Source organism: Burkholderia semiarida, assembly GCF_029268935.1.
Classification (GTDB): domain Bacteria; phylum Pseudomonadota; class Gammaproteobacteria; order Burkholderiales; family Burkholderiaceae; genus Burkholderia; species Burkholderia semiarida.
The window spans coordinates 524,119-537,103 of the sequence record NZ_JAHLCL010000005.1; the positions used below are offsets into that span (position 1 = coordinate 524,119).

The following is a 12,985-nucleotide window of genomic DNA, read 5'->3' on the forward strand; positions in this document are numbered from 1 at the left end:
GCCCATGCGCGGCCGCAACCGCGTCGCGTCAGTCGTCGAAGGTGCCCTGATATTCCGGCGCCGCATCCGCGCGCGTGTTCAGTTCGAACATCACGCCGCCCGGCGCGCGGCAAAAAAAGCGCGAGCCGCGCCCGTTGTTGAAGACGTCGGTCTCCATCGCGACGCCCTCTTCCTTGAAGCGCGCGAACAGCGCTTGCACGGCATCGAGGCTCGGCAGCTCGAAGCCGACGTGGAAATTGGTCGGCCACGCGGGCACGCCGTCGCCGACGTGATCGATCACGACGTCGAAGCCCGGGCGCTTGAGGATCCAGGATTTGTCCCAGCTTCCCGCGATCGTGAAGCCGAGGTATCGCTCGAAGAATCGGGCCGTCGCCAGCGTGTCGGCGGAGGGAAAGCTCAGGTGGTTGAGCTTCATCGTCTGTGTGGTGTCGGTCATTGTCGCGTGCTCCGATGCGATGATGGGCGCAGGCCCCATGCCGTGCCGCCCGAGGACTTCAGAATACGAGCGCAAGCTCGCATTCCACAACTCGCATTGGACGTTCCGCCGCGGGCGCGTGCAAACCCTTGCGGGGCCGGGCGTTACGGGATGGCGACGAGCACGGCGGAAGGCGCTGCTCGCATTCGCGACGGCATCGTCGGTGCGAAATGCGCGATCGGCCGGCGACGACGAACGACGACGGCCCGGGATTCGCGAACGAATCCCGGGCCGCGGATCGACAGCGGATGCCGGGCGTCGCATGCGTTGCCCGGCACCGCGCATCGCTCAACGCGATGCAAGCTGCATCAGAACTGATAACCCGCGCCGACCACCGCGCCGAAGTCCGACCGCGTGTTGCCCGTCACCGATGCCTTGACGACCCAGCGGTTGCTCTCCGTCACGTACGAGTAGCCGGCCGCGAAGCCCTGCTGGCCGTGATAGTTCGACGTCGCCGCCGACACCATCGAGCGCCCCGCGCCGGTCGGCTGCGGCAAGCCGGCCACCGCCATCGCCGATGCGACGCCGCCGTACATGTCCTTCTTCAGGTCGTTGAACGCGTTGTACACCTGCCCGATGCGCTGGTCGGTATACCCCTTCGCCTGCGTCGACGCCGTCGCGAGATTGTCGTTCAGTTGCTGCACGTTCACCGCATCGGTCGGCGCCGTGCCGGCCGCGACGTTCGTGATCTGGCGCTCGCTGCCCTTCGCGCCGACCGAGAACGAGTTGTCGCGATCGGCGACCGAACCCTGGCCGACCGCCACCGCGTTCTTGCCGGTTGCCGTCGCCGTCGAGCCGATCGCGCCCGCGTCGGCACGTGCGATCCACGTGGTATTCGCATCGGTCGCGACCGCGCGGATTCGGTCGTTGGCCGCCACGTTCTTCAGCGCGTTGTTGAACTGGCCTACGTTGACCGCGTCGTTGTCGTTCACGCCCGCCGCGACACCGGTCAGCACGCGGTCGCCCGCCGTGCCCGAGAAGTTCACGCTCGTGCCGCCCGCGTCCTTGCCGACCGTGATCGCGCCGTTCGGATCCTGCTGCTGCACGAGGCCGGCCTTGCCGTTCGCGATGTTGGTCACGCTTCCTTGCAGGTTCGAGATGTCGGTGGTGTTCTTCGCCACCTGCTGGTTGGTCGCGTAGAGCTGCGAGCCGTTCACCGCGTCGGTGCTGGTCGCGCCGAGCGTCCCGGCCTGCACGTTCGTGATGCGCGTGCCGCCCGCGCCGCCGAGCGTGATCGTGCTCTTCGAGCTGTCGTCGTACTGCACCGCGAGCGCGCCGAGCTGGTTCAGGTTCGACTGCACGTCCTTCAACTGCTTCACGTTCACCGCGTCGGTATCGCTCGTGCCTGCCGCGACGTTCTTCAGCACGACCGCCGACGTGGTGTCGCCGCCGACGAGCGACACCGAATTCAGCCGGTTGCCGCTCGGGTCGACGTCGTACTTGACGACGTTCTTCACCGCTTCGCCAGTCTGGTTCGACACGTTCGTGATCTGCTGTTCGAGCGCGGTCTTCACGCCCGACAACTGGCCGCCGTTGACCGCGTCCGTGCTGCCTGCTGCGAGGTTGCCGTCGGCCACGTTCGTCAGCTTCGTCGGCGCACCGCCGCGCGCGGCGTTGAACGCGCCGAGCGTCGGGTCGAATTGCAGTGCATCCTGTTGCAGCCCGGCGATCGCGGCCGTGTTGCCCGCGATGTTCGTTTCGGCATTGCCGAGGCGCGTTTCGTGATTCGCGAGCGTCGTCGTGTTGCTGCCGACACGGCCGTCGAGGTTCGTCAGCGCGTCGCCGACGTTGTTGAACGCGTTGCCGCCGATCCTGTAGTCCGGTGCGCCGATCGAGCCGTCCGCGTTCGCCGTCGCGCCGCCGCCGAGCGCGGCCGCCACGCCGTCGGTCGTGCGACGCAGTTGCGCGCCGTTCACCGCATCGGTGCTGCCGGCCGCCACGTTGCCTTGTGCGACGTTGGTCACGCGCACCGGGCTGCCGCCGTTGCCCGCGCCGAGCGACACCTGCTGCTTGCTCGCATCGTCGTACTTCACCGCCAGCGCGTCGAGCTGGCTCGTCCCGTCGTGAATCGCCGCGGTCAACTGATCGACGTTGACGGCATCGGTGCCGCTCTTGCCGGCCGCGACGTTGCTGATCAGTTGCGGGCCGTGGCCGCCGTGGCTCGCATCGTACGCGCCGAGCGCCGGGTTCCACTGCAGCGCGTCCTGCTGGAGCGCCGCGATGTTGCCGGTATTCGTCGTCACCTGGTTGCCGACCGCCGTGATCGACTGGTTCAGTGCGTCGGTCGCCTTGCCGAGCTGGCCCACGTTCACCGCATCGTTCGCGGCCACGCCGTCCGCCACGTTGTGCAGGCCGACCGGCGCCGTTGCACCCGTGCCGCCGAGCGTGACGCCGCCGTGCGCATCGTCGTCGTACTGCACCGCGTTCTTCGTCGCGTTGCCGATCTGGCTCGCGATCGACGTGCTCAGGTTGCCGAGCGTCGTGCTCAGGTTGTTCGTCACGCTCGTGCTCAGCGACGCGAGGCCGCCGTTCAACTGGCCGACGTTCACCGCATCGTGCGCGTCCTTGCCGTCCGCGACGTTGCGCAGCGTGGTGCCGTCGCGGCCGGCGAACGTCACTGAGTCGAAGCCGCTCGCGCCGTCGTACTTCACGTTGCGAGTATCGGCCGCCTGCAGGCCGGCGATGTTCGAGGCCGCCGTGCTCAGCGATCCGTTGATGCCGGTCACGCTGTTCTGCAGGTTCGTGATGTTCGACGTCGCGGTCGAAAGAGACGTCTGCAGCGGCTCGATGCCGCCCTTCAACTGCCCGACGTTGACCGCATCGGTATCGGCGACGCCGGCAGCCACGCCGCCGATCGTCGTGCCGGTGGCGCCGTCGAGCGCGATCGCCGCATGCGAGTCGTCGGTGTATTTGACGACGTTCTGCGTCGCCGTGACGATGCTCGTGCTCAAGCTGTTGCCGACGCTGGTCACGCGCTGGTCGACGTTGGAGATCGTGGTCGACAGCGCATTGCCGACCGACGTCACGCGTGCGTCGACGTTGCCGATGCCCGTGCTCAGCGTACTGTTCACGTTCTTCAGTTGCTGGACGTTGACGGCGTCGGTATCGGCCGCGCCCGCCGCGACGTTCTTGAGCTGGCGTTCGCTGCCGAGCGCGCCGAACGAGACCGCGCCGCCGACCGGCGCGGCCGTGCCGCCGAACACCGGCGTGCCGCCGTTGTTCGCGCCGATGCTGCCCGAGCCGATCGCCACCTGGTTGTTGTCGTTCGTCTGCGCGCCGGCGCCGATCGCCACCGACTGCGTGCCGCCGGCGCGCGTCTGCGTGGCCGCGTCGTACGATGCGCCGGCCGATACGCCGTCGCTCGACGTCGGATTCGCACCGCCGATCGCGACCGAGCGGTCGCCGCTCGCGAGCGCCGAGTGACCGAGCGCGATCGAGCTCGTGCCGTGCGCATCGGCGACGTTGCCGAGCGCCATCGAGAAATCGCCGACCGCCGCCGACTGGCGGCCGACCGCCAGCGACGTATTGCCTTGTGCCACCGCCACCGTGCCGATCGCGGTGGCCGAGTTCGCCAGCGCCTGCGAGCCGACCCCGATCGCGATCGCGCCGCCGCTGCCGCTGCTGCCCTTGCTGCCCGCGTTCGACTGGTCGCCGATCGCGATGCCGCTGGCGCCGGCCTTCGCGTTGGTGCCTTGCGTCACGTTGGTGGTGCTGACGGCCACGTAGCTGCCGTTCTTCGTCGCCACGCACAGCGGGTTGGTGCCGTCGATGCACTGGCCGTTCAGCGCGTTGTCCGGGTTGCCGCGGTCGACGAAATTGTCCGCGTGGGCGGCGCCGGCAATCAGCACACCCGCGCCGGTGAACATCGCGGCGGCGAGCGCCGAAATCTGCTTCCTCTTCATGGTCTTCTGCTCCGTTGTGTAGCGTCTGGTTTGAATACGGACTACTTACTTTTATTGACAGCTTCGACTTCGATTGCGACTTCGGTTCTGAAACGGATTCCGCCGCCGGGCTGGCCATGTCGACACGACGCGTATCGAGCACCCGTTTCGGCGGGGCGTTCGAGGGCCCCGGGCATGACGCCGGATCGATGCTCCGTTCCGTTAATTCGACAACTTCATCAGGAATACATATTGATTCTTGTGGACGAGCTTTTTCCCCGACTGAATCCCGAGATTCAATCCGCCGTCGTGACATCTCCGATTTTTTTGCCGCGCCGACCGCGACCTACCCCGCTTCTTTTATTTCATCTCCGGAAACCGGAGTTTCATTGCCGTGCGGCGAGCACTTGCCTGGACCGTCATCAATCGATGCGCAGCCCCCCGGGTCGGGCAACGTCCGTCACCGCTTGCGCTGCCCTGCTCCACCCGTCATTCAAAGTTCGGACGAATTATGAGACACGTGCCTGAATTATTAAAGGCGGCATTCTTTATAGATTGTAAAATTCAAAATATTCAATGAGTTAGACTAAATACGCTCATTCCGCAAACGATTTCGCGACGATGCAATTAATCCAGATCTTTTATCGAGCGGATAAATACTTTGCCCAAGCGGATTCAAATGATGTTTTTTCTGAAATAGACAATCGACAAGCCGGCCGCAGCTGCGCATTCGCGACGAAAAATACGCGTAAACCACGAGGCGCGACGCGCATCGACGCTTCATGTTTCCTGTCGAAAACCGCCATTTTCGATAATCGAAAAGGAGGAATTGCGAGAATGGCGCCGCCATGGCTGGCCGGATTCGAAATATGCTCCTACAATTCCGCTCGCACCGATTCCGGCAGCCGCGGCCATTCTCGACGCGAGCACGGCAATCCCTCGCGTCCCGACCGGCTCGGCGATCCAGACGACGAACGCCGCGCGATACGTCGAACGGTTGCGTGCCGCGCGGGTCCGCCCGTGCCGGAATCGATGCGAGCGTGCGATGCGACGGATGCATCGCCACAGAGCGGGCTCCGACGTTTCCTCCGCACCGGGCAGGCCACCCGCGGAAACGCAGCCAACCGCCTTTTCACCACAGGTGCACGATGCCTTCATCGATCTCCGCATTGAGCGACGCGCATATCCTGATCGTCGACGATCAACCCGACCAGCTCCGGTTGCTGACCGACATCCTGCGCAGCACGGGATGCCGAATCAGCATCGCATTCGATGGCGCGCAGGCGTGCCAGCGCGCGCAGGCGCTGAGGCCCGACCTGATCCTGATGGACGTGCGCATGCCGCGCATGGACGGCTTCACCGCGTGCCGCCTGCTGGCCGCCGATCCGCTGACGTGCGCGATCCCCGTCATCTTCCTGACCGTGGCCGGCGCATTGCACGAGCGGCTCGAGGGGCTCGAGATCGGTGGCGTCGACTACGTGGTGAAGCCGTTCGAGCCAGCGGAGGTGATCGCGCGGATTCGCGTGCAGCTCTCGCGGACGCGACGCGAACGGCCGGCCGACCCGGAACCGGCGGAAAACCCGTTCGCCGGCGGCAAGGACGACGACATCATCGTGCGCGCGGCCATTCGCCACCTGTCGCGCCGGCTGAACGATCCGCCGACGGTGGAGGAACTGGCGCGCGCGGTCGGCACGCACGAGAAGCGCCTGTCGCGCGCGTTTCGCGACAATCTCGGCCAGACGGTGTTCGAATATCTGCGCTACGAACGGCTGCGCATCGCGCAGGATCTGCTGGATTCGACCACGCTCAGCATCGCCAGCATCGCGAAGGAAATCGGCTTTTCCACGCCGGCCAATTTCGCGACCGCGTTCCGCGAACGGTTCGGCATCACGCCAACGGAATGGCGGCGCCAGCGCGATACGGGCGCGCGCGCCGCTACCCGGCAGCCGCAACGCCGCGCGTAGGCCCGATGCGGCACGCTCACGCCTACCAGTTGTATTTCGCGCTGGCCAGCACGGTCCGCTCGTTGCCGAACACGCATACGGCATACGACTGACAGCCGCTCACGTAGCGCCGGTCGAACAGGTTCGCGACGTTCACCGCGAAACGCCAGCGCGGCAGGTCGTAATGGATCGCGAGGTCGTAAAGCGTCGCGCTCGGCACCGTCAGCGAATTGTCGGGTGCGCCGGCCGACGCGCTCTGGTAGCGCACGCCGCCGCCGACGCCGAGGCCCGCCAGCGCGCCCGTGCGCCAGGTCCAGTCGGCCCACATCGACGCCATCTGCCGCGGCAGCGGCACGGACACCGGCCAGTGGTTCAGCGACGCGTCGTTCGCCTGCACGTTCTTGACGTCCTGATACGCATACGACGCGACGATCGACAGCTCGCGCGTCACCTTGCCGACCGCGCTCAGCTCGATGCCGCGCGAGCGCACCTTGCCGGTCTGCACCGACGTCGTGGCGGTCGGGTCGAGAGTCGCCGGCGTCGGCGTCACGACGTTGGTCTGGTCGATCTGATACACGGCCGCATTCAGCATCAGGTTCCAGCCGGACGGCTCCCAGCGCAGCCCGGCCTCGGTCTGCGCGCCGCGCGTCGGCTTCGGCAGGCCGCCGCCGAACATCCGCACGCCGATGACCGGATCGAACGACGTCGAATAGCTGACGTACGGCGACAACCCGGCGTCGCCGCGATAGGTGAGCCCGACGCGCCCGGAAAACGCGCTGACGTCCTGCTGGGCATGCGTGCCGGCGGTGCGGTCGTCGAAGCGCGCATTCACGAAATCCTCGCGGCCGCCGAGCGTCAGCGTCCAGCGCCGCCAGCGGATCTGGTCCTGCGCGTACACGCCAACCGAGTTCATCGCCGTGTACTGATCGACGTGGCCGAGCGACGTCGGCCCGGCGAAGATCGCGGCCGTCACGGGCCGATAGACGGGGTGATACAGGTCGAGCGACGGGGCGAGCGCGAGCCATACGCTGTTGGTCGTCGTCTGCCGGTCGAATTGCACGCCGAACAGCAGCGTGTGTTCGAGCGGCCCCGTGCCGAAGCGCGCCTGCGCGTGATTGTCGACGTCGAGCCGGCTGTAGTTGAGCTGGAACAGCCCCGCGAAACGCATCATGTTCGTCGTGCTGCGCGGCGCGAGGCCGTTGCCGAACACCGTCGCGTCGTCGAGCGACAGATGCGACCAGCGCACGTCCTGATGCAGCGTCCAGATCGCGTTCACGCGGTGTTCCAGCGCGTAGCCGAGCGACCATTGCTTCTTGCGATAGTCGTTGAACGACGGGTCGCCCATGTAGAGGTCCTGCGACAGGCGGCCGTTCGGGTTCGGCAGCACCGTGCCCGACGCGGGCAGGAAGTTCGACGAGATGTCGCCGCTATCCTGCAGGAACGTCGCGGAGAACGTCAGCGACGTGTCGGCGTTCGGCCGCCACCGGAACGACGGCGCGAGCGCGACGCGCCGGTCGCCGTTCGGGCCGGTCACCGCATTGCCGTCGCGCGCGACGCCGACGAACCGGTACGCATACTTGCCGTCCGGGTCGAGCCTGTCGCCGACGTCGAGCATGGCCTGCTTGCGCGCATCGTTGCCGATCTGCACGCCGGCTTCGCGCACGCGCTCGCCGTTGGCCAGCTTCGTGTGCGCGTCGACGATCGCGCCCGGCTCGCCCGCGCCGTACAGCACCGACGTCGGCCCGCGCAGCACCGCGATCGAATCGATCGTGTACGGATCGACCCGCCAGTTCGCGATCACGGCCGTGTCCGGCGCCGGCAGCCCGTCGACGTACAGCGTCGGCGTGAAGCCGCGCAATGCCGCATACCAGTCGGTGCGGCTGTCGGCGCCGAACGTCGCGAAACCCGACACGTAGCGCAACGCCTGGTTCAGGTCGGCCGCGCCGGTCATGTCGATCTGTTGCGCGGTCACGAGGTTGATCGTTTGCGGAATCTCGTCGATCGGCGTGTCGGTCTTCGTGCCGGTGGCGGTGCGCCGCCCGACGAGCCCGACGGACGAAGCGTCCGTCGGCCCTCGCACGTCGATGGCCGGCAGCACGGCCGCCGCGCCCGGCGCCGATGCCTGCGCGTGCGCGCCGCCCGCGGCGGCCACGCACAATGCCCCGCCGGCCGCGATCGCCCGCGCGCGCCGCCGCGCTCCTGTCTCCGTCCACATCGTGTCGATACTCCGTCGTGCTGGGTTGGCCCGTTCTGCCGGATCGGCGGACCGTATGTCGCCGGAGGGCCGCCCGATGATGTCGTGATTGTCGTGCTCGCGATGACGCTGCCGCGTGGCCCGGCAAGCACGGGCCGATTGCGTCGTTCGCGAGCGCAGCGATCATACCGGCCGAACGTGACGCGGTCTTTAAAAAATAATCCGGTCGGCACTGCCCGCAGGTTCAAAGTGGCGCATTGTCGATCATGCGGGCGGCGGCGTCATCGCGGTCGCCGGTTCACGCAGGTGGCCCGCCGCACCGGCCGCCGGCGGAACAACCCATGCCCGTCGCGCAGAAGATGCGCGCCGCGGCACGCATCTTGCGCATCGCCGCGATCGCATCAGGCACCCCGGCGCAGCCGGGCATCGACGTGACACGCACATCCGGCAAAATTCACATCGGCATTTCGGGCTGGCGCTACGCAGGCTGGCGGGGCACGTTCTATCCGGACGACCTGAAGCAGGCGGCCGAGCTGCGGTACGCGTCGGGCCGGATGCAGACGATCGAGATCAACGGCACGCACTACAGCCTGCAAGCGCCCGACAGTTGGCGGCGCTGGTATGCCGATACGCCGCCCGGATTCGTTTTCAGCGTGAAAGGATCGCGCTATCTGACGCACATGCTCCGCTTTCGCGACGAAACGGCCACGATCGCGTGCGCGAATTTTTTCGCTCAGGGCTTGTTCGCGCTGAAGGAGAAACTCGGGCCGCTGCTGTGGCAGTTCCCGCCGTCGCTGCGGTTCGACCCGGCGCACATGGAGCGCTTCCTGAGCCTGCTGCCGCCCGACACGGAGGCCGCGCTCGCACTCGCCGGCCGGCACGACGGGCGGGTGCGCGAGCCGTATTTGCGGATCGACCGCAAGCGGCCGTTGCGTCATGCGGTGGAAGTCCGCCACGACAGCTTCGTGGACCCGGCATTCGTGAAGCTGCTGCGTCGCCACAAGGTCGCGCTCGTCGTGTCGGATTCGACCGAGGCGTGGCCGCAGTTCGAGGATCTGAGCGCGCGGTTCGTCTACATCCGGCTGCACGGCACCGAAACGAAGTATTCGGGCGAATACGCCGATTCGGCGCTCGAACGATGGGCGCGCAGAATCGAAGCGTGGAGCCGGGGCACGCAGCCCGACGATGCGCGCCTCGCCGCACCGGCGCTGCAACCGCCGCGTGCGCAGACGCGCGACGTGTACTGTTATTTCGACAACGACACGAAAACGCAGGCGCCGTTCGATGCCGGGCGGCTGATGGCGCGGCTCGGGCTGCATGCGCATGATGCGGTAACCGAATGAAATGCTCGGCGCGCCGCGGGCATCGGGCATGCCGTCCGGGCACCGCGCGGGCAGGCGCGCAATATGCTCCGGCTCTCCCGGCTCGCGCCCTTCATCGCGCCCGCCGTGTGCGCCCGGTAAATCTTGCATGACCGGTAACCGGCGCCATGGGCCAACACTGCAAGGAGAAAAGCGATGACCCTGCTTATCTATCTGGTGGGATGGATCATTTTCATCGGCGGCGTCGCCTGGGGTTTGATGACGCTGCATGTCGCGCAGTACGTCATCGAGATCGTGGCCGTCATCCTGTTCGGCATCGCGGTCATCACGGGCGCGACGCGCGCCCGGAATCGCGACCGGTCGTAGCGCGGCGCGCATGCCACGCGCTCGCTGATCGCGGTGACCACGCTGACCGCGGTGCGGTGCCGGATGCACGCCGACGGCCGCGTCCGCGCCAAGCGTTCCATGCGTCGGGCCGCGGTGCGATGAGGCGCGGTGCGCGACGGCGCGCGCCAGATAGTAGGCAACGCGTGCGTTCTTTGCATCGGCGGCGACAGGTGCGCTACGCTCCATTCGACCTCGTATCGCGGGTCAAAATTTAAGCGCTTAAACACCCAGAAGCCGACCCCGCGTCCGGCGGGGTCCATCACACGGAGGATGACGATGAACAGACGATCGATGCTGCGCTGGAGCATGTCGAGCGCGGCGCTTGCGTGCCTCGACCTGGCTGGCCCGCTGCCCGCCTTCGCACAACCCGCCCCGCGCCGTGCGGCGGCGAGCCCATTCGCGATGGGGGCCGACATCTCGACGTTGCCGGAACTCGAAGCGCATGGCGCGGCCTTCTTCGACCGCGGCGGCGCGCCGCGCGACTGCCTGAAGATTCTCCGCGCGCACGGCGTCGACTCGATCCGGATCAAGGTCTGGAACGATCCCGGCAATCCGGATTTCTTCCCCGCGAACCAGAGCGCTGCAGCGGGCTACAACAATGCCGCGCACGCCGTTGCGCTCGCGCAGCGCGCAGCCGCGCTCGGCATGCGCATCCTGATCGACTTCCACTACAGCGACTGGTGGGCCGACCCCGGCAAGCAGTATCCGCCGCATGCATGGGCCGGCAAGAGCCTGACCGAAACCTGCGCGCTGCTCTCGGCGTACACGACCGACGTGCTGCGCCGGCTGCAACGCGCCGGCGTGCGCCCGGAGTGGGTGCAGATCGGCAACGAGATCACGGGCGGCATGCTGTGGCCGCTCGGCCGCTACGACCAGTGGGACAACCTCGCGCAGTTGCTGAAAACCGGCCACGACGCGGTGAAGGCCGTCGATCCCCGCATCAAGGTGATGCTGCACATCGACAGCGGCGGCGACAACGGCAAGAGCCGCTGGTGGTTCGACAGCGCGACGCAGCGCGGCGTCGCGTTCGACGTGATCGGCCTGTCGTACTACCCGCAATGGCAAGGCGCGCTCGACGATCTGCGCAACAACGCGAACGATCTCGCGGTGCGTTACGACAAGGAACTGATCGTCGTGGAGACCGCCTATCCGTGGACCACGAGCGACGGCGATTCGGAGCCGAATGCGATGACGAACACCGGGTCGACGACCTTCCCGCCGTCGCCGGCCGGCCAGGCGCAATTCCTCGCGGCGGTCGTCGATATCGTGAAGGGCGTGCCGGGCAATCGCGGTAAGGGCGTATTCTGGTGGGAGCCGGAATGGATTCCGACGCCGGGTGTCGGCTGGAAGCTCGGTGCGGGCGACCAATGGGACAACAACACGCTGTTCGATTTCCACGGTCACGCACTGCCGTCGCTCGACGCATTCCGGCAGCGCTGACGCGTCACGGCATCGCTGCTTCACCGCACCGGCGCATGCCGCGTCAGTGCGGTGAATCGAAGCCGCGGCGCGCACTGCCCGTACCGCTCTCACCGTCGGCGCCGCCCCGCTCGCCGTACGCATCCACGGCGAGCAGCGCGCACGCCACGAGCGCGAGCCCGCAGCATCCGGCGAACGTCGCGCGATAGCCAAACAGATCGACGCACGCGCCCGACAGCACCCCCGATGCGATCGAGCCGACCCGCGCCGTGCTGAAGAACATCGCGGTCGCGGTGCCGGGGCGCGTGGGCATCAGGTCGCACACGCGCGTCATCCCGAGACACGACGTGATCGCGACCACGCATGCGCTCAGCAGTTGCAGCGGCAGGATCAGGTTCGCGCGCGTCACCGCCGCGAGCCCGATGAAATATGCGGCATGCACGAGCGCGCACGCGGTCAGCCAGCGCGCCTTGTCGAGGCGCGTCGAGCGCATGCCGAGCCACAGCATCATCGGAATCTCGAGCAGCGCGGCCAGCCCGAGCGCGGCCGACACGTTCGCCGGCGTGCCGCCGAGCGCGCGCACGATATAGAGCGGCAGCACGATCATCGTCGCGTTCGCCGCGAGCCCGATCAGCGTGAGCGCGACGAGGGTGCGCAGCACGCTGGCGCGCGGCGCGACGGCCATCGCCGCACGCGCATCGTCACGCGGTGGCCCGGCGCGATCCATTGCCCGCACGTGCACGGCCGCGGGCCGCCGCGCCGGCTCCGGAATCCGTGCGACGATCGCCGCGCATGCGACGAAGCCCGCGGAAGCCGCAAGAAAGAGTCCGGTAAAACCCGTCTGCGCGAGCATCAGCGCACCGAGCGCGGGACCGAACACCCACGCGATCGACAGCATCGTGCGCAGCGCGGCCGATGCAAGCTCGCGCTGTGCATCGTCGGCGACGGGCAGCACCGCGCGTGCGAACGAGAAGATCTGCGACAGCGACACGGCGCCCGCGCCGAGCAGGATCGTGCCGGCGGCGATCACCGGCCCATGCGCGCGCAGCACGCACAGCAGCGCAAAGCCGAGCGCGGCAGCCGCGAGCGACACCACGAGCAGCGGCCGGTGCCGGTCGCGACGGTCGGACCAGCGTCCGGCCCACGTGCTCGCGACGACGCCGCTCGCCGCGATCATCGTCAGGAAGACGCCGGCCAGAAACGGCGACATCCCCGCCGCCTCGACGCCGAACAGCGACAGGTACGGCGCGGTGAACGACATCGCGACGCCGAGCATCAGCGCCGCCGCGGAAAGCGGCACGAAGTACGCGATTCCCGCAAGGCGCGCGAAATGCAACCGCGGCGACCGCAACGACTGCATCGCG

The 12,985-nt window shown here is 67.6% G+C and carries 8 protein-coding genes; 4 read left to right on the forward strand and 4 right to left on the reverse strand.

Going from position 1 to position 12,985, the window contains the following annotated elements; all coding sequences use genetic code 11:
* Window positions 1-28 precede the first annotated feature (28 nt).
* A complete protein-coding gene (locus KPB06_RS09205; protein WP_179231829.1) occupies window positions 29-436 on the reverse strand; it encodes a VOC family protein in 408 nt (135 codons plus the stop codon).
* Window positions 437-783: 347 nt separating this feature from the next.
* Complete coding sequence (locus KPB06_RS09210) at window positions 784-4,377, reverse strand: YadA family autotransporter adhesin (protein WP_059577699.1); 3,594 nt, start codon at window positions 4,375-4,377, stop codon at window positions 784-786.
* Window positions 4,378-5,504: 1,127 nt separating this feature from the next.
* Between KPB06_RS09210 and KPB06_RS09215 the strand changes: the two genes are divergently transcribed.
* Window positions 5,505-6,320 (forward strand): response regulator transcription factor, encoded by an 816-nt coding sequence (locus KPB06_RS09215; protein WP_059577696.1) that lies wholly within the window; start codon window positions 5,505-5,507, stop codon window positions 6,318-6,320.
* A 22-nt stretch (window positions 6,321-6,342) separates the two neighbouring features.
* On the opposite strand, the gene KPB06_RS09220 is transcribed toward KPB06_RS09215, so the two are convergent.
* Window positions 6,343-8,514, reverse strand: a complete 2,172-nt coding sequence (locus KPB06_RS09220; RefSeq protein ID WP_059577695.1) for a TonB-dependent siderophore receptor — start codon at window positions 8,512-8,514, stop codon at window positions 6,343-6,345.
* 410 nt (window positions 8,515-8,924) lie between these two features.
* Between KPB06_RS09220 and KPB06_RS09225 the strand changes: the two genes are divergently transcribed.
* The 3 genes from KPB06_RS09225 (at window position 8,925) to KPB06_RS09235 (ending at window position 11,642) form a co-directional block, all read left to right on the forward strand.
* Complete coding sequence (locus KPB06_RS09225; RefSeq protein ID WP_059578022.1) at window positions 8,925-9,836, forward strand: DUF72 domain-containing protein; 912 nt, start codon at window positions 8,925-8,927, stop codon at window positions 9,834-9,836.
* 174 nt (window positions 9,837-10,010) lie between these two features.
* Window positions 10,011-10,181: a hypothetical protein gene (locus KPB06_RS09230; protein WP_167351632.1), complete on the forward strand. Its 171-nt coding sequence runs from the start codon at window positions 10,011-10,013 to the stop codon at window positions 10,179-10,181.
* 297 nt (window positions 10,182-10,478) lie between these two features.
* Window positions 10,479-11,642, forward strand: coding sequence for a glycoside hydrolase family 53 protein (locus KPB06_RS09235; protein WP_059578019.1), 1,164 nt, complete (start codon window positions 10,479-10,481; stop codon window positions 11,640-11,642).
* A gap of 43 nt (window positions 11,643-11,685) precedes the next feature.
* Here KPB06_RS09235 and KPB06_RS09240 read toward each other — a convergent pair whose 3' ends face one another.
* Window positions 11,686-12,981, reverse strand: a complete 1,296-nt coding sequence (locus KPB06_RS09240; protein ID WP_059577692.1) for a sugar efflux transporter — start codon at window positions 12,979-12,981, stop codon at window positions 11,686-11,688.
* Window positions 12,982-12,985 lie beyond the last annotated feature (4 nt).

Bases quoted from the DNA above. Each gene is read 5' to 3' on its own strand.
- KPB06_RS09205 (WP_179231829.1), bottom strand. From the start codon at position 436: ATGACCGACACCACACAGACGATGAAGCTCAACCACCTGAGCTTTCCC.
- KPB06_RS09210 (WP_059577699.1), bottom strand. From the start codon at position 4,377: ATGAAGAGGAAGCAGATTTCGGCGCTCGCCGCCGCGATGTTCACCGGC.
- KPB06_RS09215 (WP_059577696.1), top strand. From the start codon at position 5,505: ATGCCTTCATCGATCTCCGCATTGAGCGACGCGCATATCCTGATCGTC.
- KPB06_RS09220 (WP_059577695.1), bottom strand. From the start codon at position 8,514: ATGTGGACGGAGACAGGAGCGCGGCGGCGCGCGCGGGCGATCGCGGCC.
- KPB06_RS09230 (WP_167351632.1), top strand. From the start codon at position 10,011: ATGACCCTGCTTATCTATCTGGTGGGATGGATCATTTTCATCGGCGGC.
- KPB06_RS09235 (WP_059578019.1), top strand. From the start codon at position 10,479: ATGAACAGACGATCGATGCTGCGCTGGAGCATGTCGAGCGCGGCGCTT.
- KPB06_RS09240 (WP_059577692.1), bottom strand. From the start codon at position 12,981: ATGCAGTCGTTGCGGTCGCCGCGGTTGCATTTCGCGCGCCTTGCGGGA.